This is a genomic window from Streptomyces sp. DH24, assembly GCF_029813775.1.
In the GTDB taxonomy this organism is placed as follows: Bacteria; Actinomycetota; Actinomycetes; order Streptomycetales; family Streptomycetaceae; genus Streptomyces.
This window is the reverse complement of record NZ_JARVKW010000007.1, coordinates 66,037-89,019: the sequence shown is the minus strand read 5'-3', so window position 1 is coordinate 89,019 and position 22,983 is coordinate 66,037. Positions and strand designations below refer to the sequence as shown.

The following is a 22,983-nucleotide window of genomic DNA, read 5'->3' as shown; positions in this document are numbered from 1 at the left end:
CCGTGCCTTTGCTATCCAGGGCGGACGCCAAGGTGCACGACGTCCGGAACGCCCCGGGCAACGGGGATCTCTTCGGTACGCACCTGTTGGAACCCGGCATTCCGCAAGGTTCCCTCGAAATCCGGAGAGGGCTGCGCCGACCACACCGCGAGAACCCCGCCCGGCCTCAACGCCCTTGCGCAGCTGGCGAGTCCGGCCGGTGAGTACAGTCCGCCGTTGTCCTCCGTGACGGTCCAGCCGGGCCCGTTGTCGATGTCCAGGCACAGGGCGTCGTACGTGGCGCATCTCTCATTGACGTGTGCGATCAGGTCGGCCTCCACGATCTCCGTGCGCGGATCGGCGAGCGCCCGCGCCGAGATCGGGGCCAGAGGGCCCGACCGGTGCCAGCCGATGACGGCCGGTTCGCGTTCGACGACCGTGACGCGGCCCCAGCGGGGGTTGTCCGCGGCGTGTGCGAGCGAGAAGCCGACCCCCAGGCCGCCGATCAGCACGTGCGGCCGGGGGCGCCCGTCGAGCGCGTCGAGCGCGGCGTCGACCAGGCGCCGCTCCGAACGCCCGTCGGAGGTGTCCATCAGGAAGCAGCCGTTCGCGATGATCTGCAGCAGCCCGCCGTGCCTGCGCAGCACGACCTCGCCGTGCGGGCCCTCACAACGGTCCAGTACTTCGGGAATGTCGTACGAGGTGGCCATCCGCCCATCCTGCCAGTGCGGTCACGGGCGCCGCCCGGCGTTGAACCGGAAGGAGGCGGGACGTCCACCCCGTGCCCGTACGGGAACACCGGGGCCTCGGTGTCGTCGGGGACGTCGGGCCGGGAGCGCCCCACCGCCGCTGTCGGACGCGGGAGTTGGACGGCAGCCGCCCCTCGGCGCGGGCCCGCCCGAAGGCCACGTCGAGCGGGGCCGCGAGCGCCGGGCACAGGCCCTCGCCGGAACCGAAGACGGCGACGGCGACAGCCGCCAGGTACCAGGGTGCCGACAGGACCTCGTCGGTGACGCGGTCGTCCGCGCTGCCGAGCCGGTCCATCAGGAAGCGGAACGGGTGAGGGCGGTGACGTCGCGGCGCCCGCGTGATCGCTCACAGCGAACAGTGCCCGGCTTCCGGAACAATCGGCGACTCTCCAGCATTGAGTCGGCATAGCTCAACTTGACTGCCGAAGGGGAGATCATGGCTGCTGAGTCCACGGAGTTCACACCGCTCACCCTGCCCGTGCTGCCGCTCGACGACGACGTGGTCCTGCCCGGGATGGTGGTCCCGCTGGACCTGAGCGACTCCGAGGTGCGTGCCGCGGTGGAGGCCGCGCAGGCCGCCGCCAAGTCGGAAGCCGGGAAGCCCAGGGTGCTGCTGGTGCCACGCGTCGACGGGACGTACGCCGGCATCGGTGTCCTCGGCACCGTCGAGCAGGTCGGCCGGCTGGCCGACGGCGACCCGGGCGCGTTGATCCGTGGCCGCGGCCGCGTGCGGATCGGCGCCGGGACCACCGGCCCGGGAGCGGCGCTGTGGGTGGAGGGCACGACGGTCGACGAGGCCGTGCCGGACCCGCTGCCGGGGCACGTCACCGAACTGGTCAAGGAGTACAAGGCCCTCGCCACCGCCTGGCTGCGCAAGCGCGGCGCCTGGCAGGTCGTCGACCGCGTACAGGCCATCGACGACGTGTCCGCCCTCGCCGACAACTCCGGCTACTCGCCGTTCCTGACGACCGAACAGAAGGTGGCGCTCCTGGAGACCGCCGACCCGGTCGCCCGTCTGAAGCTCGCCACCCAGCAACTGCGCGACCACCTCGCCGAGCAGGACGTCGCCGAGTCCATCGCGAAGGACGTCCAGGAGGGCGTCGACAAGCAGCAGCGCGAGTTCCTGCTGCGCCGTCAGCTGGAGGCCGTCCGCAAGGAACTGCGCGAGCTCAACGGCGAGCAGGAGGGCGAGGAGTCCGACGACTACCGGGCCCGCGTCGAGGCCGCCGACCTGCCCGGGAAGGTCCGTGAGGCGGCCCTGAAGGAGGTCGACAAGCTGGAGCGCGCCTCCGACCAGTCGCCGGAGGGCTCCTGGATCCGCACCTGGCTCGACACGGTCCTTGAGATGCCGTGGAACGAGCGGACCGAGGACCAGTACGACATCCAGAACGCCAAGACCGTCCTCGACGCCGAGCACGCGGGCCTGGAGGACGTCAAGGAGCGGATCACCGAGTACCTGGCGGTGCGCAAGCGGCGTGCCGAGCGCGGCCTCGGCGTCGTCGGCGGCCGGCGCGGCGGTGCCGTCCTGGCCCTCGTCGGCCCGCCCGGCGTCGGCAAGACCAGCCTCGGCGAGTCCGTCGCCCACGCCATGGGCCGCAAGTTCGTCCGGGTCGCCCTCGGCGGCGTCCGCGACGAGGCCGAGATCCGCGGCCACCGCCGTACGTACGTCGGCGCGCTGCCCGGCCGGGTCGTCCGCGCCCTCAAGGAGGCCGGGTCGATGAACCCGGTCGTGCTGCTGGACGAGATCGACAAGGTGGGCTCGGACTTCCGGGGCGACCCGGCGGCCGCCCTGCTGGAGGTGCTGGACCCGGCGCAGAACCACACCTTCCGGGACCACTACCTGGAGGTCGAGCTCGACCTGTCCGACGTCGTCTTCCTCGCCACCGCCAACGTCCTGGAGGCGATCCCGGAGGCGCTCGCCGACCGCATGGAGATCGTCCGCCTGGACGGCTACACCGAGGACGAGAAGATCGTCATCGCCCGCGACCACCTGCTGCCGCGTCAGCTGGAGCGGGCCGGCCTGGGCGCGGACGAGGTCGCGATCGACGAGGCCGCGCTGCGCAGGCTGGCCGGCGAGTACACGCGCGAGGCGGGCGTGCGGAACCTGGAGCGTTCCCTCGCCCGGCTGCTGCGCAAGGTCGCCGCCCAGCACGAACTGGGCGAACGGGAACTGCCGTTCACCATCGGCGCGGACGACCTGCGCGGTCTGATCGGCCGGCCGCACCACGTGCCCGAGTCGGCGCAGGACCCGGCCGAGCGGCGCACGGCGGTGCCGGGCGTGGCGACGGGCCTCGCGGTCACCGGGGCGGGCGGCGACGTCCTCTACGTCGAGGCGTCGCTGGCCGACCCGGAGACGGGCGCCTCGGGCCTGACCCTGACCGGCCAGCTGGGCGACGTGATGAAGGAGTCGGCGCAGATCGCGCTGAGCTTCCTGCGCAGCCACGGCGCCGAGCTGGAACTGCCGGTCGGCGACCTGAAGGACCGGGGCGTGCACATCCACTTCCCGGCGGGCGCGGTCCCCAAGGACGGCCCGAGCGCCGGCATCACGATGACGACCGCGCTGGCCTCGCTGCTCTCCGGCCGCCTGGTCCGCACGGACGTCGCGATGACCGGCGAGGTCTCGCTGACCGGCCGGGTGCTGCCGATCGGCGGGGTCAAGCAGAAGCTGCTCGCGGCGCACCGGGCGGGCGTCACGACCGTGGTCATCCCCAAGCGCAACGAGCCCGACCTGGACGACGTCCCGGCCGAGGTCCTGGACAAGCTCGACGTCCACGCGGTGACGGACGTCCGCCAGGTGCTGGAACTCGCCCTGTCCCCGGCCACGAGCGGCGCGACGCCGGAGGTACCGGTCGCGGTGTGACCACCGCGGTCGCCGGCGGGGTGCGCCCGCGGTGACCGGACGAGGGGCGAAGGCCCGGGCCAGTGACCGAGGCCCGGGCCTTCGCCGTCGCGCGGGACCGGCGGCGGCCGGGGGCGAGCGCGCCCGACGCGCTGCGGGCACCCTCCCGCCGCCGTTGGTCTCGACCTGCGAAATACTGCGGAGCTGCGGTGACGGCCGCACAGGGCGGAAACTTTCAGTAGCGGAAACCGAGGCAGGGGCTGACGTGCACGGAGACGGGAACGGCGAAGGACGCAGAGACCGGTCGGGGATGGCCGGAAACGGCGTTGACCAGCCCGCGTTCCTCGCACTGGAGCGCGAGCTGACGGTCCTGCTGCGCCGCGCCCGGGCCAACCAGGGAGAGATGGCCCGCGAGGTCCACCCCGACCTGGAGCCGTCCGCGTACGGCCTGCTCGTGCGGCTCGACGAGTGCGGCAAGCAGCGCGCCACCGACCTCGCCGCCTACATCGGCGTCGGCAAGGCGACCATGTCCCGGCAGCTGCGCGCCCTGGAGGAGCTGGGCCTCGTCGCCCGCGAGCCCGACCCGGCCGACGGACGCGCCTGGCTGGTCGAGCTCACCCCCGAGGGCCGCACCCGCGTCGGCCGGGTCCGTGAGGCCCGGCGCGCCCGCTACGCCGGCCGCCTCGCCCACTGGGACCCCGACGAGGTCACGGAGCTGGCCCGGCTGCTGCACGAGCTCAACCGGCAGATGGAGAAGTGACGCCCTACCGGGCCGCCAGTTCCGCGTGGACGACGGTCGCGTCGTCGTGCGCCTTGGCGCGCCCCAGGAACTCCCGCCGCTCCCGGTCGGCCCGCTCCAGCTCCCGCACCCGGTCCACCAGGGCCTGGGCACCCTCCTTGCGCACCAGGGCGAGACAGTCCGCCCAGTCGCCCTCGCGGAACGTCTCCACCCACCGCGCCGCCCCGTCCGTCAGCGCCGTCAGCGAGCGGACCTCCTCGCGCGGCAGGGTGCCGGTCACCGCGCGCCGGGCGACGGACGGGTCGGCGGCGGCCGTGAAGAAGCCGCCCTCCTTGTTCCGGACCGTGGCGTCCACCAGGGCGTCCGTCGCCAGCGCCGAGCGCGGGAGGCGGGCCAGCCGGTCGTCCAGCAGGGCCGTCACCGCGCCGTCCGGGGACTCGACCAGCAGCGCCGAGTCGGACAGCACCAGGTACTCGACCGCGGCCGGGGACCAGCGGGCCAGAACCACCGTCGCCTGCGGCGTACGAGGGTGAGAAAGGTCACAGGTTTCGCCGTGCGTGGCAGCGGTACGAGCGATGGCACGGGCCAAGACCTCGACCAGAGGTACATCAGGGAGCGAAACAGTCATTTCCGACAGGGCTCCACCGAGGCGCGCCGTGTACCAGGGGACGGAATGCAGACACCCCGTTCCGGTGGCCGGCGGCGTCACCCCGTCCAGCACGACGACCGAACCGCCCTGCCCGGAAGCCGGTAGTCCGACGCTCGCGAAGTCCTCGTTGGGGCGGTCCGGGGTGCCGGGCTGCGAGACGAGTTCAGTACGCATCCGGCCAGTCTGCACCAGCCCTTCACAACGTCCGCAAAGTGGTGTCGACAGTTGCCGAAACGGCACACCCGTGCAGGTCAGAGGTCTGATTTGCGGGGGAATGCTGCACTCCGGGAATCGGCGGCGGCAAATATTGCCACCGCCCGCCGCAGACGTCCAACCGGCCCGCCGACAAGGGCCGCTGCACAAGCCGGAGGAACTTGCCCCCCAACTCCCGTCCGGGGTTCACTCCTTCGGGTGGCGGGTCAGGTGATGCGCGTGCACTGCCCACCGGCGCTGGGAGGGTCGGGAAATGTACCGGGGGTACGCGCCGGTTGACGGGGCGTCACCCGGGCCCATGGGTACACGAGTCAGGAATGCGAGCACCGGTGCAGAAGACGCGGCCTCGTCGCACAGGCAAGCAGACGGCCCCCGCGGGAAGCGGTGAGGAAACCCCCAACACGCCCGTGGGGAAGGGGCGTCCGACCCACGTACGCAACCGCCTCATCGTCGCCGTCGCGGTGGTGGCAGCCGCGATCGCCGGGGCCGGAGCGCCCTCGGTCGTCGCGGCGTCCGGACAGCTGAGCGACTCCCAGGACCTGGTGACGCTCGCCGAGCAGACCCAGGACGCCCTCACCCTCGCCCACTCCCTCGCCGACGAGCGCGACGAGGTCACCTCCTACGTCGCCGCCGGCCGGCCCGAGGCCAAGGCACCCTCCGAGCAGCGCGGCGCCCGCGTCGACCGGCAGGTCGAGGAGCTGCGGGCGGACCCCGACACCCCCGCCTCGCTCCGCGCCGACCTCGACGGCATCGCGACCGTCAGGCGGGCGGCCCTCACCGGCAAGAGCACCGCCCTGGAGGCGCACCAGGCGTACTCCGCCGCCATCAACGAACTGCACCGGCTCGCCGAGCAGCTGGCCGAGCGGATGCCGCCGCGCGCGGGCTCCAGCGCCTACGCCCTCGCCGAACTGGACTCCGCCGTCCAGCAGGCCGCCTCCGCCCGCGGCCTGCTGCTCGCCGCCCTCGGCGTGCCGCGCGGCACCCGGACCGTCATCGACCCGGTCACCGGACTGCCCGTCACGGCCTCCTCCGACGCCGACGCCAAGCAGCGCGACGCGCTCACCGCCGCCGCCCGGCAGGCCCACGTGCGCTCGGCCGCCGCGCTCGCCGACTTCCACGCCACGGCCCCGAAGTCCGCCCGCGCCTCGTACGACTCCACGATCACCGGCCCCGAGGTCAACTCCGCGGACAAGTACCTCGCCGACCTCACCGACGAGCCGACCCTCTCCGACGCCGAACTCGCCACCAGCACCAAGAAGCTGGACGCCGCGCTGTCCGCCCGCGTCGACCTGATGCGCGGCGTGGAGTCGGCCCTCTACGAGAAGCGCACCAAGGACCTCGCCCAGCTGCGCGACGACGACGTCACCGCGCTGGAGATCCGCATCGCGCTGCTCGGCGCCCTCATGCTGCTCACCATCGGCATCGCCACGGGCATGGCCCGCACCCTCACGCGCCCGCTGTCCGTGCTGCGCCGCGGCTCGGCCCGGCTCGCGCAGGCGGAGGACCCGGCCGCCGAGGAACCGGTCGCCTTCACCGGCCGCAACGACGAGTTCGCCCAGGCCGTCCGCTCCGTCAACGCCCTGCACGCGCGGGCCGTGGCCCTCGCCGAGCGCGTGACCACCCTGGAGGCCGACCGCAAGCACCTCGTCGGCCAGCGGCAGAAGATGGCCGACGCCCGCGAGGAACTGCGCGCCGAACTCGCCGCCTCCGCCGCCCAGCTGGACGTCGTCCGCAAGAGCATCGGCGGCACCTTCGTCAACCTCGCGCTGCGCACCCTCGGCCTGGTGGAGCGGCAGCTCTCCGTCATCGAGAGCCTGGAGGAGCGCGAGCAGGACCCGGAGCGCCTGTCCACGCTGTTCAAGCTCGACCACTTCGCCACCGTCATGCGCCGGCACAGCGAGAACCTCCTCGTCCTCGCCGGCACCGAGCACGTCCACCACAGCTCCAGCCCCGTGCCGCTCGTCGACGTCGTCCGGGCCGCGGTCAGCGAGATCGAGCGGTACGAGCGCGTCCGCATCGCCGCGCTGCCGCCGCACGCGCACGTGGCGGGCTTCGCCGCCGACGACCTCTCCCACCTGCTGGCCGAACTGATGGAGAACGCCACCTCGTTCTCCCCGCCCGACCTGCCCGTCGAGGTCTCCGGCTGGCTCCTGGAGAACGGCGAGGTCATGCTCTCCGTCCAGGACGAGGGCATCGGCATGACCGACGAGCGCATGGAGCGCCTCAACAGCCGCCTCGCCGACTTCGACCCGGAAGCGCCGTACGACCACGAGGACGACGACGGTCTCGGACTCGGCCTTTACGTCGTGGCCCGCCTCGCCCACCGGCACGGCGCCCGGGTGCAACTGCGCGAGCAGAAGCAGGGCGGCGTCGCGGCGGTCGTCGTGCTGCCCAAGGGGCTGTTGGCGGCGCCGGGCGCCCCGAAGCTGTCCACCCCGGCCGGCGGCAGCCACCCCGTCGCCCTGCCCGGCGCGGACGCGGAGGCCAACTCCAACACGATCCCCGGCCGCCTGGTCGGCGGCGACGGAGACCCCCTGGTCGCGCTGGCGGAACGGGCGGTGGAGCGGTCGGAGGCGGCCACCCGGCAGCGCGCCGAGCAGGACGCCGGGCAGGACGCCGACGCCGAGGCGGCCGGCGCCGACCGGACCCCGCCCGCGCCCGCCCCCGGCGGCACCCCCGCCCGCGACGAGTCCGAGGACGGACCGGACGCCCACGCCGGTGACCCCGTCCCCGAGAGCCCGGCCGAGACCACCATGGAGCTGCTGCTCCCCGAGGTCCAGACCGTCACCCCGGCCGCGCCCACGACCACGGGCACGGGCACCAGCGACGCGGTCTCCCCGGGCACGGAGGCCGCCCCGCGGCCGGACGGCGAGGCCCCCGCGGCCGCGTTCGTCCCGGGCCAGACCCGCACCGAGCCCCCGGCGGCCCCGGCCGCCACCCCCGACCCGTACGCCATCGGGCCCGACACGCACGAGCGCGCCTCCGACCAGGGCGAGGAGTCCGAGGAGCGGGTCACCGAGAAGGGGCTGCCCAAGCGGACCCCCAAGATCAGCGCGCCCGCCGCGGCACCGCGACCGCGCACGGGCACCGTCGACGCCGACGCGCTGCGCCGCCGCCTGGGCGGGTTCCGCCAGGGCGCGGAGGCCGGGCGCCGTGACGTGGAGGCGGAGATCGCCGAACAGACCACCCACACCAAGGCGCCGATGGCTGGAACGACGTCGGAACCAGCGGAATCCGAAGTAGCCAACGGGGGCACCGTCGAGGAGGCAAGCAGTTGACAGCGCCCAGTACCTTCGGACTGAGCAGCGAGGCCCGCAATCTGCACTGGCTGCTGACAAACCTCGTCGAGGAGGTGCCCGGCCTCCTCTCGGTCGCGGTGGTCTCCTCCGACGGACTTCTGCTGCTGTCCTCCGACCCCGGCCGCAACGCCGAGGCACGTGAGGTACGCAGCGACCGGGCCGGCGGCCCACGCGGCTCGGCGGCGGACCTCGCCACCATCGTCTCCGGCATCGGCAGCCTCACCATCGGCGCCGCCAAGCTGATGGACTACGGCTCCGTCAAGCACACCATGGTGGCGATGGAGGAGGGCAGCCTGTTCGTCATGTCGATCAGCGACGGTTCGCTGCTCGGCGTGCACGGCTCCGCGGACTGCGACATGAGTGTCGTGGCGTACCACATGGCCCTGTTCGTGGGCCGCGCCGGACACGTCCTGACGCCCGAACTCCGCAGCGAGCTCCGAAAATCCCTGGAGTCCGAGTCGACGGGGAGTGACCGATGAGCAGTCCCAAGCACAACCTCCCCAAACGAGGCGGGGAGCGCAAACCCGCCCGCGTCCGCCCCTATTCGCTCACCGGTGGCCGCACCCGCTTCGGGCACGTGCTGCTCGTGGAGACGTTCGTGGCCAGCACGGCGGCTCTCGAAGCCCCCGAGGAACGCCGGGAGCTGACGAACGGTACGCTCACCTCCCGCGTGATGCCGGAGATGCGGGCCATCGTCGAACTGTGCCGCCGGATGCGCACGGTGGCCGAGATCGCCGCGTTGCTCAAAATGCCGCTCGGTGTGGTCCGCGTGCTGCTGAGCGACCTCGCGGACCAGGGAAAAATCCGTGTGTACGGGACCGGGACCGGCCATGGCGCGGGCCGGCCGGACCGCGCTCTGCTGGAAAGGGTGCTGAGTGGACTCCGTCGTCTCTGACGCCGCTGCTGGCGTCTCCCCACTCGTCGAACCCGACGAGCCGTTGCAGCCCTGGCAGGCGGACCGGGCCCGGGCCCCGATCGCGACGAAGATCGTGGTGGCGGGCGGCTTCGGCGTCGGCAAGACCACGCTGGTCTCCGCCGTCTCGGAGATCACGCCTCTGCAGACAGAGGCGCTGATGACCGAGGCCAGTGAGGAGACCGACGACCTCACGGCCACGCCGGAGAAGGTGACCACCACGGTGGCCATGGACTTCGGCCGCATCACGCTCGACGACGACCTGGTGCTCTACCTGTTCGGCACGCCGGGCCAGCAGCGGTTCTGGTTCATGTGGGACGACCTGGTGCGCGGCGCGATCGGTGCCGTCGTGATGGCCGACACCCGTCGACTGAAGGACTGCTTCCCCGCGCTCGACTACTTCGAGAGCTGCGGGCTGCCGTACGTCGTCGCGGTCAACCACTTCGACGGCAGTCGGCTGTACGAGCCGGAGGATGTCAGGGAGGCGCTGACGATCCCGGCGCACGTACCTGTAATGATCATGGATGCGCGCCGCCGGATCTCGGTGATCGAGACCCTCCTGGCCCTCGTCGGTCACGCGCTCGACGAAACCCCCGAGTAGGAGAACCACCCGCATGCGGAAGATACTCGTCGTCGGAGCCGGTCAGTCCGGCCTCCAGATCGCCCTCGGACTCCAGTCGCAGGGGTACGAGGTCACCCTGATGTCCAACCGGACCGCGGACGAGATCCGCGCCGGACGGGTCATGTCGACGCAGTGCATGTTCCACACGGCGCTGCAGCACGAGCGCGACCTCCAGCTGAACTTCTGGGAGTCCCAGGCCCCGAAGATCCGCGGACTCGGCGTCTCGGTCGCGGCACCCGGCTCGTGGGCCGAGGGACCCGCCCAGCGCGCCATCGACTGGCTCGGTCACCTCGACGGGTTCGCGCAGTCCATCGACCAGCGCGTGAAGATGGCCGGCTGGATGGAGACGTTCGCGCAGCGCGGCGGCCAGCTCGTCATCCACGGCGCGGCGGTCGGCGACCTCGACTACTTCTCCCGCGCCTACGACCTCGTGCTCGTCTCCGCGGGCAAGGGCGAGCTGGTCCAGATGTTCGAGCGCGACCCGGAGCGCTCCCCGTACAGCGAGCCGCAGCGCGCCCTCGCCGTCGCCTACGTGCACGGCCTCGCCCCGCGTCCGGAGCACCCGGACACCGAGGGCGTCCGCTGCAACCTGGTGCCGGGCGTCGGCGAGCTGTTCGTCATGCCGTGCCTGACCACCTCGGGCCGCGCCGACATCCTGTTCTGGGAGGGCATACCCGGCGGCCCGCTGGACGTCTTCAACGGCGTCAAGGACCCGGCGGAGCACCTCTCCCTGACCCTGGAACTCATGGAGCGGTACGTCCCCTGGGAGTACGCGCGGGCCACCAAGGTCGAACTGACCGACGCGGGCGGCACCCTCGCAGGCCGCTACGCCCCCACCGTCCGCAAGCCCGTCGGCCGGCTGCCCGGCGGCGGCCTGGTGCTCGGCGTCGCCGACGTCGTCGTGGCGAACGACCCGGTCACCGGCCAGGGCTCCAACTCGGCGTCCAAGTGCGCCGCCGCCTACCTCGCCTCGATCCTGGAGCACGGCGACAAGCCGTTCGACGAGGCCTGGATGGAGCAGACCTTCGCCCGCTACTGGGACACGGCCCAGCACGTCACCAAGTGGACGAACACGATGCTGGCCCCGCCGCCGGAGCACGTCCTGAACCTGATCGGCGCGGGCGGCGAGATCCAGGCGGTCGCCGACCGCTTCGCCAACGGCTTCAACAACCCGGCCGACTTCGAGAACTTCTTCTACGAGCCCGAGAAGACCCAGGCCTACCTGATGGAGGTCTCCGGAGCGGCGGGCGCGTAGCCCTCGTCCGATCCGTCCGTGGCACCCTCGGGGAGTTCCGGCGGCGCGTAGTGCGCCACGGGCTCCCCGCCCGGGTCGGGGCGTACCGCGCCCAGCACCGGGTTCGCCGCGATCGGCGACACCTTGATCCTCGCGCCCGGCCGCGGCGCCTGCACGACCATGCCGTCGCCGAGGTAGAGGGCGACGTGCGTGGCCTCCGGGAAGTACACGACGAGGTCGCCGGGCCGCAGCTCCCGCAGCGGGACCCGCTCCAGCCGCGCCCACTGCTCCTGGCTGGTGCGCGGCACGGACCGGCCGGCGTGCGCCCAGGCCTCGGAGGTCAGCCCCGAGCAGTCGTACGCCCGGGGCCCCTCGGCGCCCCACTGGTACGGCTTGCCGATCTGCCGCACCGCGAAGCGCACCGCCCGCTCGCCGGCCGCCGTCGGCCGCCCGACGCTGCTGAGCGCCCCGGACGCCACGAACCGCTCCTGCGCCTTCGCGATCCCGTCCCTCTCCAGCTTCGCGACCTCGGCGAGCTGGTCGGCGGTGAGCGAGGCGAGCAGTTCCTCGACGTCCTTCAGGTGCCGCCGGACGTCGTCCCGCTCCTTCTTCCGCCGCTCGGCCAGGACGAGTTGGTCGTCGAGGGCCTTGCGTGCCTTGCGGGCCAGCTCGTCCGCCTTCTGCTCGCTGCCGGTGAGCCGGTCCACCGTCTCGGCCCGGCCGCGGGCCACCTGCCCGATCACATGCCCCTGGTCGAGCGCGCGCTGCGGATCGCGGGCCAGCAGCAGCCGTACGTAGGGCGAGATGTCGGTGCTGCTCTGGTACTGCTGGCGGGCCAGCCGTCCGGCGGCGGTGCGGCTGTCGTGCAGTCTCAGCCGGGCGCGGGCGAGTTCGCGTTCGAGGCGCGCGGTCTCGGCGCGCCGCTGCCTGAGCTTCTCCTCGGTCGCGTTGTACGCCTCGGTGGCCCGCTCGGCGTCCCGGTACAGCCGCTGAAGGTCCGTCAGCAGCTCGGCCACGGACCGCTCACCGGGCTCGGCCGGTTCCGCCTCGGCCGGGGACTGTCCGCCGGATTCGTCCGGTACCGGCTCGGTGGCGGACTGTTCGCCGGTTTCCACCGGTTCCGGTTCGGCCGCCGCCGGGACGGCGACGAGGACGGCCTGGGTCGCCACCGCAGCCGCACAGACCAGACGCAGAAGCCTTCCTGACACGTCATCACCTCCGGTGCGGGCGGCTTCTCCGCTCCGCACCGCGAGCATCTGCCGTGCCCGCGCGGGCCGCGCGCCGAGTGTGCGCGGTTCGGCGCAACCCCGTCACCCGTCGGTGTCCTCCGGCTTGCCGCCCGGCGTGGCGTCCGGCCGGGGTGCCGGTCTGGACCACGGCCACTTCGGGCGGCCGCCGCCCGCGCCCCCGGGGTCGTACGCGTACTTCCAGCGGCGGGTGAGCCCGACGCGTCCGTCCGGGTCCCGGGGCACGCGCCGGTAGACGAGGACCGTGGGTGGGCCGCCGCGGGGGTCCGGTACGGGGATGCGGTAGGTCTTGGGCGGGTGGCCGGTCATGCCGGTCAGCACCGGCAGCACCCGGCCGTCCATGGGGCCGCCCTCGAACGGGGTGTCTTCGCTCTTCACGCCACCAGTGTCAGACATCCCCGGCGAGCGCCAGGACCAGCGCCTCGGTCTGCGGGTCGCGGCGCGCGGTCACCGACAGCACCGCCAGGAACTGTTCCACGAGCCAGTCCCGCAGCTCGTCGGAGGGCGGCTGCTTGCCCTCGTCGAGCCAGATCAGGGACGCCGCCTCGACGGCCGTGATCCACATGCGGACCGTCATGCGCAGCCGGGGGCCGGGCTCGGTGACGCCGAGATGGCTGAGGATGTGCTCGGCGGCGGCCCGCCGCACGCCGTCCACGATGGCGCTCGTGCGGGAGGTCGCGGCGACGCTGCCGCCCCGCAGCAGGGCGCTGAAGCCGGTGTCGTGGTCGGCGACGAACGCGAGATAGCGGTCCAGGGCGCGGGAGAGCCGGTCGAGCAGCGGGCCCTCGCGGGGCTCGTCGAAGCACTGCTCCAGCTCCTCGGCGGCGGACCTGAGGGCGGCCTCGTACAACTGCTGCTTGCCGCCCGGGAAGTAGCGGTACACCAAGGGACGTGACACCCCCGCCCGCTCCGCCACGTCGTCCAGGGAGACGTCCTCCGGGTCGCGGTGCGCGAAGAGGGACAGCGCGGCGTCGAGGAGCTGACTGCGGCGCTCCTCCACGCTGAGCCGGCGGTAGGCGGGGCTGGCGGCCTGCGGGGTCATGACCGCAGCGTAACCGGTGCCGCCCGCCCCGCCCCGGCCCACGGGTGCGGTCAGGCCAGCAGGCCCGACGACTGCCACAGCTTGCGTCCGACGCCGCGCAGCACGCCGATGTCGTCCAGGAAGTCGGTCAGGCGCCTGGCGCCCTTCTGCATGACCTCGCGGCGGTGGACGCTGGCCTTGACCTGCGCCATCGCCTCGCGCTTGTCGAGACCGACGTTCGTGTACACGTCCGGGTTGATGAACGCGACCGAGAAGACGCGGGCGAACTCGCCGGAGGTGACGCGGGTGAACTCCTGCGACCACTTCGGCGCCGTCACCATCTGGCGGCGCAGCTCCTCGCGGGCGTAGCGCACGTGCCGCGCCTCCTCCACGACGTGGATCTTCGTGACGCCGCGGATCAGCGGCTGGACACGCTCGTCCGGGAAGGTCAGGCGCTGCATCCAGTCCAGGACCTCCTCACCGAGCAGGGTCGCGGTGAAGGAGCCGGGCGTGGTGGAGATGGTCTTGAACAGCCGGCCGAGGTTCTGGTGGACGCGGCTGACCGGGTACCAGGGCGTCCCGCCGCGCGAGATGAGCCGCGCGAACATCTTCGAGTGCCGGCACTCGTCCTCGATCTCGGTGAGCGCGTACCGGACGTGGGCGCTCGTCGCCGCCTTGTCGTAGATGTGCCGGCACAGCAGCTGCATCAGGATGATCTCGAACCAGATGCCGAGGGACGCGAGCGCGGCGGCCTCGTGCTGGGACAGCAGGATGCGCTGCTCCTCGCTCATCCGCTTCCACAGCGGAGTGTCGTACAGCGAGACCAGCTCCGGCGGCCAGAACCACTTGCCCTCCTCGAAGGGCGCGTCCCAGTCCAGCTCCTTGTCCGGGTCGAAGGAGTGCTTGGCGGAAGAGTCGAGCAGCCGTTCGGCCACCTGCTCCCGGTCTTTGAGCAGGCCGAGCGCGTCGCGCAGCCCTTCGAGCGCGTCGGCTTCCGTCAGGGTCGTCATGCTGGTTCCACCTCGTCGTGCGGGGGCGTGTCTGGGTTACCGGCGGTTCACTTCCCTTATGAGACTGCCTGTCAGCAAGCCCGTCAATCCCCCGCGCACGACTTGTTCACCCGGGGCCGCACGGAACGACGGCATCGGCCATGCCGATGGGGCGGGCCGGGCCACCCCGCGACGAGACGTCCCCGGCCCAGCGACCCGGCTCTACGACCCGGCTCTACGACCCGGCTCTACGACCCGGCTCAGCGACCCGGCCCCACGAACCGCCGGCGACCGGGCAGCGACTCGGCTCAGCGGCCGGCCCGGCCCGGCCGCGTGCCGAGCACCGCCTCCATCACCGCGCGCGCGATCGGCGCCGCCACCCCGCCGCCCGTGATGTCCCCGCGGCGCGCCGAGGCGTCCTCCACGACCACCGCGACCGCCACCTTCGGCTCCATGTCGCGGTTGCCCTGCGCCCACGACACGAACCAGGCGTACGGCGTCCCCGCGTTGCCGATGCCGTGCTGGGCGGTGCCGGTCTTGCCGCCGACCGTCGCGCCGCGCACCGCCGCGTTCCGGCCGGTGCCCCGCTCCACGACGTCCCGCATCAGCTTCCTCAGCCGCACGGACGTCGCCGGGTGCATGGCCTGCCGCACCGGCCGCGCACCGGCCGTCCGGAGCGTCTCCCCGCCCGCCCGCGTCGTCCGCTCCACGAGGTACGGCGTCCGCACCAGACCGCCGTTGGCGACCGCCGCCGCGACCGTCGCCATCTGCAGCGGCGTGGCACGCGTGTTGTACTGCCCGATCGACGACAGCGCGAGCTGCGCGTCGTCCACCGACGTGTCGAAGGTGCTGCGCGCGACGGGGAACGGGATCCCCAGCCCGCCGTCGTTGAAGCCGAACGCCTCCGCCGTCGCCGACATGTCCCGCACGCCCACGTCCACGCCGAGCTTCGCGAACACCGTGTTGCACGACCACGTGAACGCGTCGCGCAGGGAGGCGTCCACGCAGCCGTCCGCCTCGTTCGTCAGCCGCGTCGTCGTCCCCGGCAGGGTGTACGGGGCGGGGGAGTCGGTTGGCGCGTCCAGGTCCCTGATCACGCCCGCGTCCAGCGCCGCCGCCGCGGTGACCACCTTGAACGTCGAACCCGGCGGATACGTCTGCCGCACCGCCCGGTTCAGCATCGGCTTGTCACCGTCGCCGTTCAGCCGCGCCCACGACCGCGCGGCCGTCGCCCCGTTCCCGGACAGAACCTGCGGGTCGTACGACGGCGCCGACACCAGCGCCAGGATGCGTCCCGTCGCCGGCTCCACCGCCGCCACCGCGCCCTTGCGGGAGCCGAGCCCCCGGAACGCCGCGCGCTGCGCCGCCGGGTTGATCGTGGTCTCCACGTCGCCGCCCGAACTGCGGCCCCGCGTCAGGTCGTTCCACAGCGGGAGCGGCGCCAGCATCGGGTCCGAGCCGGACAGCACCCCGTCCTCGGCCCGCTCCAGCAGCGACGTCCCGTACAGCTGCGAGGCGAAGCCGGTGACCGGCGCGTACAGCGGGCCGTCGGCGTACGTCCGCTCGTGGCGCAGCTGCTCGGCGGTGTCGCGGGAGCCGGTCACCGGCCGCCCGCCGACCAGGATGTCGCCGCGCGGGCCCTGGTAACGGGCGATGTCCTGCCGCCGGTTGGCGGGATTGGCGTCGTGGGCGGGGGCCTGCACCACCTGCACGCGGGCCGCGTTCACCAGCAGCGCCACCAGCAGCAGCGCGCAGAACACCCCGGCGTGCCGGATGTACCGGGTCATGGCGCCGTCCCCGGTCATGGCGCCGTCCCCGGTCACGGTGACGCCGCCGGCCGCGGCGCGGTCCCGGCGGATCGGGGCGCGGGTGGCCCGCCGTACGGTCACGACCCGGGTCCCTCGTCGTGCCGGCGCCTGGCCGAGTCGCTCACGCGGGCCAGCAGCGCCACGATCGCCCAGTTGGTGACGACCGACGAACCGCCCTGCGCCAGGAACGGCATCGCCATGCCGGTCAGCGGGATCAGCCCCGTCACCCCGCCCGCGATCACGAACACCTGGATCGCCACCAGCGAGGAGAGCCCGACCGCGAGCAGCCGGCCGAACGGGTCGCGCAGCGCCAGGCCCGCCCGGTAGCCCCGCTCCACCAGCAGCCCGTACAGCAGGAAGATCGCGGACAGTCCCGCCAGGCCCAGCTCCTCGCCCGCCGTGGCCAGGATGAAGTCCGACTTGGCCGCGAACCCGATGAGCACCGAGTGTCCGAGTCCCAGTCCGGTGCCCAGCATCCCGCCGGCCGCGAACGCGAAGAGGGACTGCGCCAGTTGGTTCGGGCCCCGGCCCGCCTCGATCGACGCGAACGGGTGCAGCCAGTCCTCGACCCTGCCGTGCACGTGCGGCTCCAGCCAGCCCACCGCGACCGCGCCCAGCGACGCCAGCAGCAGGCCGACGGCGATCCAGCCGGTGCGGCCGGTGGCGACGTACAGCAGGACGACGAACAGGCCGAAGAACAGCAGCGAGGTGCCGAGGTCGCGCTCCAGGACCAGCACGCCGACGCTCAGCAGCCAGATGGTGAGGACCGGGCCGAGCACGCGTCCGGTGGGCAGTTGCACGAACCAGACGCGGCGGCCCGCGTACGCCAGCGCGTTGTGGTTGGCGGCCAGGTACGCGGCGAAGAACACCGCCAGCAGCACCTTGGCGAACTCGCCGGGCTGGATGGAGAAGCCGGCGACCCGGATCCAGATCCGGGCGCCGTTCACCGCCGGGAAGAAGATCGGCAGCGTGAGCAGGGCCAGCGCCGCCGCGACGCACACGTACGCGTACCGCTGGAGCACCCGGTGGTCCCGCAGCAGCAGGACGACACCGATGAACAGGGCCACGCCGAGGGTCGACCACACCAGTTGGGCCGGGGCGCCGCGGTCGCCCGGCGTCTCCAGGTCGAGCCGGTAGATCAGCACCAGCCCCAGTCCGTTGAGCAGCACGCCGATCGGCAGCAGCAGGGGATCGGCGTACGGGGCCCTGAGGCGCACCGCGAGATGCGCCAGCAGCGCGAGCACGCCGAGCCCGGCGCCGTAACCGGCGGCGCCGGGCGGGACGGAGCCTTGCCGTGCGAGGCCGACAGCGCAGTAGCCGTACACCGAGAGGAACACGGCCAGGACGATGAGGGCCAGTTCGACGCCGCGGCGTCGGGGGAGGCGGACGGCGGGCGCCTGCGGCTCCGCCGTCGCCAGGGTCGTTCCGGCCTTGCTCATGCCCGGAACCTACCCAAAGAGGGCGTGTGGTGTCCTTCGGACATCAGCACCAGCGCGGCGCGGGACCGATGTTGTCGATGTAACGGGCCGAGCCCCACGCCCAGGTGCCGTCCGGGAGGAGGTACCACAGCGGGTTGCCGTCGACCGTCTCGCCGCCGGTCTTGCAGAAGATCTTGACGATGTCGCCCTTGTGGGCGTACCGGATGATCTGCGAACCGCGGTTCGGGGCGCTGCGCAGGGGGAGGGTGCGGGCCGTCACGACGCCCTTGTAGTAACGCTGCTTGTGGGTGCCGTGGCCGTCGTGGTGGCCGTGGTGACCGCCCCCGTCGCCGCCGGAGCCGAGGGCGTCGGCGCTGCCGGGGCCGTCGCCTCCACCGGTACCGTCGGCGCTGCTGCTGGTGCTCGTGCCGTCGCTCCAGTCGTCGGTCGCGACGGCGGGCGTGGCGGCGGCCGAGGCGGCGAGCATGCCGACGGCGGCTGTTATGGCAAGGCGGGAACGCAGGGACATGGGAGTACCTCCATGTGCGGGCGAAGAGGAACAAGACCTCACTAATCGCTCACGCTATGGTCGCCAACCGTGCCGCGCCCGCCACGCTGCGCCATCGGGAGGGGGCGAGGAGAAGAGGAGAAGGGGTGGGGGCCGGTGGACGGTCAGCTCGTCCCTGGTGGCGCGTCCGGGTCCGGCTGCGGGTGCCGTGTCGACAGGAGCAGCGTCGCCACCGCGCCGCCGTCCTCGGCGTTCGTGAAGGTCAGTCGCGCTCCCAGTACCTCTGCCTGACCCCGCGCGATCGTCAGGCCCAGGCCGTGGCCCTTGGCGCCTCCCTCGGTGCGGAAGCGCTGCGGTCCGTGCTTCAGCAGGTAGTCCGGGTATCCGTCGCCGTGGTCCCGCACGGTGACCACCGGGCCGTCGACGGTCACCACCACCGGTGCCCGTCCGTGCCGGCGCGCGTTGGCCACGAGGTTGCCCAGCACCCGCTCCAGCCGCCGCCGGTCCGTCTCCACCGCCGCGTCCCGTACGACCCTGACCTCCGCGCCGCCCCCGGACGCCCGCACCACCCGCTCGGCCAGCGGGCCGAGGTGCTCCGTGTCCACGTCCAGTCGCTCCCGGCCGGTGTCCAGCCGGGAGATCTCCAGCAGGTCCTCGGTGAGCGTGCGCAGGGCCGCCACCCGGTCCCGCACCAGCTCCGTCGGGCGGCCCGGCGGCAGCAGTTCGGCCGCCGCGTGCAGCCCGGTCAGCGGCGTCCGCAGTTCGTGCGCGACATCCGCCGTGAACCGCTGCTCGGCCAGCAGCTTGCCCTGCAACGACGCCGCCATGGAGTCCAGGGCGGCGGCGACCGCGGCCACCTCGTCCTGCGGACGCGCCGAGCCCTGCTCCGCCCGCGGATCGCCCACCCGCGCGTCCAGGTCACCCGCGCTGATCCGCCGCGCGACCCGCGCCGTGGCGTGCAGCCGCCGCGTCACCCGCGTCACCGCGAACGCGCCCACCAGCACCGTCGCCCCGATCGCGAGCGCCGACGACCACAGGATGGCCCGGTCCAGGCCGTCGATGGTGCGGGCCTGCTGCGAGTAGTCGACCGCCACGGCCAGCGCCCGCCCGCCGTCCACGGGCCCCGCCGCCCACATCGTGGGCCGCCCGTGGTGCCGCGCGACCATCGTGCCGCGCTCCCCGCCCACCGCCAGCGCCCGCAGCGACGCCGGCAGCCCCGGCGGATCGACCCGGGCACCGGGCCCGGGGGAGTCGCCGGCCTGGTACGCGGCGGTGGCCTCCGACAGCCGCGTGAGCGCGAGGTCGCGGGCCTGGCCGACGGTCTGGCCCGTCACCGACACGTGCACGAGGACGCCGAGCAGCGCGGCGAGCGCACAGCACATCACCGTGATGAACACCGCCGCCCGCACCGCGAGCGCGCCCGCCCAACCGGGAAGGACCGACCGACGGGGCCGCCTCACGGGGCGCCCGCCGCGGGGGAGGGGGACGGGGAGGGGGACTGCGAGGGCCGGGCGGGGCGCTGCCGGCCGCCGGTGCGCAGCATCTCGTCGTGCGTGAGCAGCATCGCCCGCTGGTCGGGGTCCCAGGTCCACTGGAGCCGGTACTCGTACCCCGGCACCTCCGACGGCGCCCGGATGATCACCGACCGCCCGGCCAGTTCGACGGCGCTCACCGCGTCGTCGTTCTCCATGACCCGCACGAGCCGGTGCCGGTCGTCCACCGTGTAGACCCGTACGGCCGTCATCTTCGCCGGCAGCAACCGGAAGCCCAGCGTCATGTCCTCGCGCCCGTCACCGGTCAGATCCCGGTAGTACGGCTCCAGCAGGGGACACGCCGGGCGCCCGGCACCTGCCGGACCGCCGCAGTCCCGGAACAGCCGGGCCGTCTCGCGGTACGGCGCCCTCGCCCCGGCGTAGTCCTCGGGGTGGGCCGCGATCTCGGCCCGTACGACGGCGACCGGGTCGGCCCCGCGGATGTCGTCCCCGGGGACGCGCACACCCTTCACGACCTCCGTCTCCGCCTCGTCGTAGTCCCAGCCGGGACTGGACGCCGGCGTCAGCCCGGGCCACAGCCGCGCCGGACCGACCGCGGTCGGCGTCGGCCCGGCCCCCTCAAGACCACCGGCGTCACCGCACGCGGCGACCGCCGCGCACAGCAGGGCGGCGGCGGTGACGCGGCGGGCGACGCGCGAGGGCACGGTGCTCCAGGGAATCGGCGACGACAGGCCCGTCCACCTTATTCGCGCGCACGTCCGCTCTGCGCAGGCACGACGCCGTACGCCACGCCCCGGCGGGCGCTACTCGGCGAGCTCCTCCAGCAGCCGCGCCGTGGCCAGCCCGGCCCGCAGATACTCCACGAACAACTCGTTGTGCAGCGCCCACGACGAGCGGCGGGCCCGGATCAGCCGGACCGCGGCGTCGGCGGACATCCCCCGGCGCGTCAGGGCGTGCGCGACGACGATCCCCGACCGGTTGTACCCGTGACAGCAACGGACGAGGACCTTGCGGCCCGCGTCCAGCGCCGCGCACGCCGCCTCCGCCAGCCGTATGACCCCGGCGAGCTGCGTCCCGTCCAGCGGTCCGTCGGGGATCGGCCACACCTGGTGCTCCACGCCGGGATCGGGCCCGTGCCCCGGCAACCGCACCAGCGACTGCACAAGATCGAACTGGCCCCGCACCACGGCGAACTCCGGATACCCGGCGTGCCCCTTGAACTCGTGCCCGCCCATCCACAGCCCCGGCACGATCTCGTCCCAGGGGTGATCCGGAGCCGGTACGGGTTCTGTCCTGCGCGTACGCAACAGCGCCTCCCCAACCCCTCCCGGGGCCCCGCCCGGCGGAACAGGTCAACTCCTGTCAAAGGTAGCCGGGTTCTTGCCCCCGCAGCACCCCGCCTGTTCCCATGGATCGTGGGGTGATGGTGCATGAGCGAACCCTCCGGACACAGCGGCCGGCGCCGCCTGCGCGTCGTACCGACATGGCGCCACGGCCGGGAACGGCTGTACGTCTGCGCCGGCGACGGCAGCGACATCGCCTGGTACGACCGTGACGCGGCCCGGATCAACCTCCTCGGCGACGACCACAGGGACGACGTACTGGAAGCCCTGGGCCCCTTCCTCACCGGCCCGGTCGCGGTGGGCCCGCCTCCCGTGCCGACGCCCGCCGAACTGGCCCGTCTGTCCCTCCACCCGGACGACGACCTGGCCCCCAACCGCCCCGGCGAGGCCCTCCTCGTCGCCCTCGAACGCGACCCCGGCCCGCAGCGCCGGCTGCGCCCCGACCCGCGCCGCCGGGCCCTGGAGGCGGAACAGACGGTCGGCACCGCCCTGGACCGCATGGACGGCGCCGGCTGGTACGCGCTGCACTCGGTCCCGCTGCCCGGCGGCGGCCGCATCCACCACCTGCTGATCGGGCCGGGCGGCCTGTTCGCCGTGCGCACCCTGTACGCCCGCAGGCAGCGGGTGACCGTGAACGACCCCGTGCTCGCCCTGGGCCGCCGCGACCCGGGCCCCGTACTCCGCGGGCTCCGCACCGACGCCGCCAGGGCGACCTACGCGCTGACGGCCGAGGTCCGCCTGGTCCTGGTCCTGGTCGGCCCGGCGGACCTGAGGATCACCGCCGCACCCCGGGCAACCCGCGTCCTGACGGACGACGACGTGCCGGGCCTGGGCCGACTGGGCGGCGTGCTGAAGCCGGGGGACGTGGACGGCCTGCACGCGATGGCGCGGGACAGGAGGACGTGGGCGAGAGTGTGAGGCGTCCGGGGCCGGCTGGTGGGTGAAGGGCCAGGACGCCGGTCCGGCGGGGTCCGCGTCGGTCAGGAAACCGCCCCGGCGCGGTCCGCGTCGGTCAGGAAACCGCCCCGGCACGGTCCGCGTCGAACAGCGGCGCCATGAGATCCCCGTAGTCCTGCAGCCGGGGCGCGATGTCGCCCGCCCGGAAGGACAGCTGCGCGGGATCGCCGCAGGCCTCGACCTCGTCCCAGGTGACGGGCGCGGAGACGATGGGTTCGGCGCGGGCGCGCAGCGTGTAGGGCGTCGCGGTGGTCTTCCGGGCGGCGTTCTGGCTCCAGTCGACGAACACCTTGCCGGGCCGCAGGCTGCGCGTCATGCGGTGCAGGACCAGCCGGGGCATGGCCTTCTCGGCCTCGACGGCCAGTTCCTTGGCGTACTCGGACACGCGGTCGGAGGAGGCGCCCCGCACGGCGGCCAGCAGATGCAGTCCCTTGGACCCGGAGGTCTTGGTGTGGGCCTCGATGCCGTCGGCGGCCAGCCGGTCCCGCAGCCACAGGGCGACCTCGCAGCAGTGGACGACGGTGGCGGGCGGACCGGGATCGAGGTCGAAGACGATCCGGTCGGCGAGCCCGGGCTCCTGGACGACCCACTGGTGGGTGTGGAACTCGGTGACGAGGTTGGCGGCCCACATCAGGCTCGGCAGGTCCTGCACGAGCACCATCCGGGCCGGCCCCTCGGAGCGGGGGACCTCGGCGGTGGTGACCCAGTCGGGCGTACCGGGCGGCACGTTCTTGGTGAAGAAGACCTGACCTTCGGGGCCGTCCGGATACCGCAGGAAGGACACCGGCCGATCACGCAGATGGGGCAACAGGACCTCGGCGACGGTCGCGTAGTAGTGCAGCACCTCGCCCTTGGTGAAGCCGGTCGCGGGATACAGCACCTTCGCCAGGTTGCTGAGCGCGACCCGTCGCCCCTCCACCTCTGTGATCGGCGTCATACGATGAGAATCCCATGAAATCGGGA

Annotated in this window: 21 protein-coding genes; 8 read left to right on the top strand and 13 right to left on the bottom strand. The window is 73.3% G+C overall.

The window, feature by feature from the left end; translation table 11 throughout:
• Nucleotides 1-11 precede the first annotated feature (11 nt).
• Entirely contained in the window at nucleotides 12-689 is a 678-nt protein-coding gene (locus QC282_RS07950) for a spermidine synthase (protein WP_279548520.1), read from the bottom strand.
• 475 nt (nucleotides 690-1,164) lie between these two features.
• On the opposite strand from QC282_RS07950, the gene lon reads away from it, so the two are divergent.
• Nucleotides 1,165-3,588, top strand: a complete 2,424-nt coding sequence (gene lon, locus QC282_RS07945; protein WP_279548519.1) for an endopeptidase La — start codon at nucleotides 1,165-1,167, stop codon at nucleotides 3,586-3,588.
• Nucleotides 3,589-3,877: 289 nt separating this feature from the next.
• The gene (locus QC282_RS07940) at nucleotides 3,878-4,327 is read left to right on the top strand and encodes a MarR family winged helix-turn-helix transcriptional regulator (RefSeq protein ID WP_279548518.1); all 450 of its coding nucleotides are present in this window, start codon (nucleotides 3,878-3,880) and stop codon (nucleotides 4,325-4,327) included.
• A gap of 4 nt (nucleotides 4,328-4,331) precedes the next feature.
• Here the strand turns inward: QC282_RS07940 and QC282_RS07935 are convergent, their stop codons facing one another.
• Entirely contained in the window at nucleotides 4,332-5,129 is a 798-nt protein-coding gene (locus QC282_RS07935; RefSeq protein WP_279548517.1) for a protein phosphatase 2C domain-containing protein, read from the bottom strand.
• Nucleotides 5,130-5,485: 356 nt separating this feature from the next.
• Here QC282_RS07935 and QC282_RS07930 point away from each other — a divergent pair, with 356 nt between their 5' ends.
• From QC282_RS07930 to QC282_RS07910, 5 genes are read left to right on the top strand one after another with little or no spacing between them, the layout of a single operon-like run.
• Nucleotides 5,486-8,446 (top strand): nitrate- and nitrite sensing domain-containing protein, encoded by a 2,961-nt coding sequence (locus QC282_RS07930; protein WP_279548516.1) that lies wholly within the window; start codon nucleotides 5,486-5,488, stop codon nucleotides 8,444-8,446.
• Complete coding sequence (locus QC282_RS07925) at nucleotides 8,443-8,946, top strand: roadblock/LC7 domain-containing protein (protein WP_279548515.1); 504 nt, start codon at nucleotides 8,443-8,445, stop codon at nucleotides 8,944-8,946. Before QC282_RS07930 ends, QC282_RS07925 begins: the two co-directional genes overlap by 4 nt.
• Nucleotides 8,943-9,362 (top strand): DUF742 domain-containing protein, encoded by a 420-nt coding sequence (locus tag QC282_RS07920; protein WP_279548514.1) that lies wholly within the window; start codon nucleotides 8,943-8,945, stop codon nucleotides 9,360-9,362. The genes QC282_RS07925 and QC282_RS07920 overlap by 4 nt, the downstream gene beginning before the upstream one ends.
• Nucleotides 9,343-9,981, top strand: coding sequence for an ATP/GTP-binding protein (locus QC282_RS07915; RefSeq protein ID WP_279548513.1), 639 nt, complete (start codon nucleotides 9,343-9,345; stop codon nucleotides 9,979-9,981). Before QC282_RS07920 ends, QC282_RS07915 begins: the two co-directional genes overlap by 20 nt.
• 13 nt (nucleotides 9,982-9,994) lie before the next feature.
• Nucleotides 9,995-11,257, top strand: a complete 1,263-nt coding sequence (locus QC282_RS07910) for a styrene monooxygenase/indole monooxygenase family protein (protein ID WP_279548512.1) — start codon at nucleotides 9,995-9,997, stop codon at nucleotides 11,255-11,257.
• On the opposite strand, the gene QC282_RS07905 is transcribed toward QC282_RS07910, so the two are convergent.
• From QC282_RS07905 to QC282_RS07860, 10 genes are all read right to left on the bottom strand, one after another.
• Complete coding sequence (locus tag QC282_RS07905) at nucleotides 11,221-12,444, bottom strand: NlpC/P60 family protein (protein WP_279548511.1); 1,224 nt, start codon at nucleotides 12,442-12,444, stop codon at nucleotides 11,221-11,223. The two genes, QC282_RS07910 and QC282_RS07905, sit on opposite strands and share 37 nt — an antisense overlap.
• Nucleotides 12,445-12,546: 102 nt before the next feature.
• On the bottom strand, nucleotides 12,547-12,861 hold the full coding sequence (locus QC282_RS07900) for a hypothetical protein (protein WP_279548510.1): 315 nt from the start codon (nucleotides 12,859-12,861) through the stop codon (nucleotides 12,547-12,549).
• 10 nt (nucleotides 12,862-12,871) lie between these two features.
• Complete coding sequence (locus tag QC282_RS07895; RefSeq protein WP_279548509.1) at nucleotides 12,872-13,525, bottom strand: TetR/AcrR family transcriptional regulator; 654 nt, start codon at nucleotides 13,523-13,525, stop codon at nucleotides 12,872-12,874.
• A 50-nt stretch (nucleotides 13,526-13,575) separates the two neighbouring features.
• Nucleotides 13,576-14,514, bottom strand: coding sequence for a diiron oxygenase (locus QC282_RS07890; RefSeq protein ID WP_279548508.1), 939 nt, complete (start codon nucleotides 14,512-14,514; stop codon nucleotides 13,576-13,578).
• Between the two features lie 287 nt (nucleotides 14,515-14,801).
• The gene (locus QC282_RS07885; RefSeq protein ID WP_279548655.1) at nucleotides 14,802-16,280 is read right to left on the bottom strand and encodes a penicillin-binding transpeptidase domain-containing protein; all 1,479 of its coding nucleotides are present in this window, start codon (nucleotides 16,278-16,280) and stop codon (nucleotides 14,802-14,804) included.
• 98 nt (nucleotides 16,281-16,378) lie between these two features.
• A complete protein-coding gene (locus QC282_RS07880) occupies nucleotides 16,379-17,740 on the bottom strand; it encodes an FtsW/RodA/SpoVE family cell cycle protein (protein ID WP_279548507.1) in 1,362 nt (453 codons plus the stop codon).
• A gap of 43 nt (nucleotides 17,741-17,783) precedes the next feature.
• A complete protein-coding gene (locus tag QC282_RS07875; RefSeq protein ID WP_279548506.1) occupies nucleotides 17,784-18,248 on the bottom strand; it encodes an SH3 domain-containing protein in 465 nt (154 codons plus the stop codon).
• Nucleotides 18,249-18,391: 143 nt separating this feature from the next.
• Nucleotides 18,392-19,609 (bottom strand): ATP-binding protein, encoded by a 1,218-nt coding sequence (locus QC282_RS07870; RefSeq protein WP_279548654.1) that lies wholly within the window; start codon nucleotides 19,607-19,609, stop codon nucleotides 18,392-18,394.
• 74 nt (nucleotides 19,610-19,683) lie between these two features.
• Entirely contained in the window at nucleotides 19,684-20,424 is a 741-nt protein-coding gene (locus QC282_RS07865) for a hypothetical protein (RefSeq protein WP_279548505.1), read from the bottom strand.
• A 99-nt stretch (nucleotides 20,425-20,523) separates the two neighbouring features.
• On the bottom strand, nucleotides 20,524-21,027 hold the full coding sequence (locus QC282_RS07860; RefSeq protein WP_279548504.1) for a dual specificity protein phosphatase family protein: 504 nt from the start codon (nucleotides 21,025-21,027) through the stop codon (nucleotides 20,524-20,526).
• A 123-nt stretch (nucleotides 21,028-21,150) separates the two neighbouring features.
• Here QC282_RS07860 and QC282_RS07855 point away from each other — a divergent pair, with 123 nt between their 5' ends.
• The gene (locus QC282_RS07855; RefSeq protein WP_279548503.1) at nucleotides 21,151-21,981 is read left to right on the top strand and encodes a nuclease-related domain-containing protein; all 831 of its coding nucleotides are present in this window, start codon (nucleotides 21,151-21,153) and stop codon (nucleotides 21,979-21,981) included.
• 94 nt (nucleotides 21,982-22,075) lie between these two features.
• Here the strand turns inward: QC282_RS07855 and ligD are convergent, their stop codons facing one another.
• On the bottom strand, nucleotides 22,076-22,957 hold the full coding sequence (gene ligD / locus QC282_RS07850) for a non-homologous end-joining DNA ligase (RefSeq protein WP_279548502.1): 882 nt from the start codon (nucleotides 22,955-22,957) through the stop codon (nucleotides 22,076-22,078).
• Nucleotides 22,958-22,983: the final 26 nt, after the last annotated feature.

Coding starts and splice junctions, on each gene's coding strand:
- QC282_RS07890 (WP_279548508.1), bottom strand. CDS start 14,514: ATGACGACCCTGACGGAAGCCGACGCGCTCGAAGGGCTGCGCGACGCG.
- QC282_RS07880 (WP_279548507.1), bottom strand. CDS start 17,740: ATGAGCAAGGCCGGAACGACCCTGGCGACGGCGGAGCCGCAGGCGCCC.
- QC282_RS07940 (WP_279548518.1), top strand. CDS start 3,878: ATGGCCGGAAACGGCGTTGACCAGCCCGCGTTCCTCGCACTGGAGCGC.
- QC282_RS07950 (WP_279548520.1), bottom strand. CDS start 689: ATGGCCACCTCGTACGACATTCCCGAAGTACTGGACCGTTGTGAGGGC.
- QC282_RS07855 (WP_279548503.1), top strand. CDS start 21,151: ATGAGCGAACCCTCCGGACACAGCGGCCGGCGCCGCCTGCGCGTCGTA.
- ligD (WP_279548502.1), bottom strand. CDS start 22,957: ATGACGCCGATCACAGAGGTGGAGGGGCGACGGGTCGCGCTCAGCAAC.
- QC282_RS07875 (WP_279548506.1), bottom strand. CDS start 18,248: ATGTCCCTGCGTTCCCGCCTTGCCATAACAGCCGCCGTCGGCATGCTC.
- QC282_RS07885 (WP_279548655.1), bottom strand. CDS start 16,280: ATGACCCGGTACATCCGGCACGCCGGGGTGTTCTGCGCGCTGCTGCTG.
- QC282_RS07870 (WP_279548654.1), bottom strand. CDS start 19,609: ATGTGCTGTGCGCTCGCCGCGCTGCTCGGCGTCCTCGTGCACGTGTCG.
- QC282_RS07930 (WP_279548516.1), top strand. CDS start 5,486: ATGCGAGCACCGGTGCAGAAGACGCGGCCTCGTCGCACAGGCAAGCAG.
- QC282_RS07920 (WP_279548514.1), top strand. CDS start 8,943: ATGAGCAGTCCCAAGCACAACCTCCCCAAACGAGGCGGGGAGCGCAAA.
- QC282_RS07935 (WP_279548517.1), bottom strand. CDS start 5,129: ATGCGTACTGAACTCGTCTCGCAGCCCGGCACCCCGGACCGCCCCAAC.
- QC282_RS07895 (WP_279548509.1), bottom strand. CDS start 13,525: ATGACCCCGCAGGCCGCCAGCCCCGCCTACCGCCGGCTCAGCGTGGAG.
- lon (WP_279548519.1), top strand. CDS start 1,165: ATGGCTGCTGAGTCCACGGAGTTCACACCGCTCACCCTGCCCGTGCTG.
- QC282_RS07910 (WP_279548512.1), top strand. CDS start 9,995: ATGCGGAAGATACTCGTCGTCGGAGCCGGTCAGTCCGGCCTCCAGATC.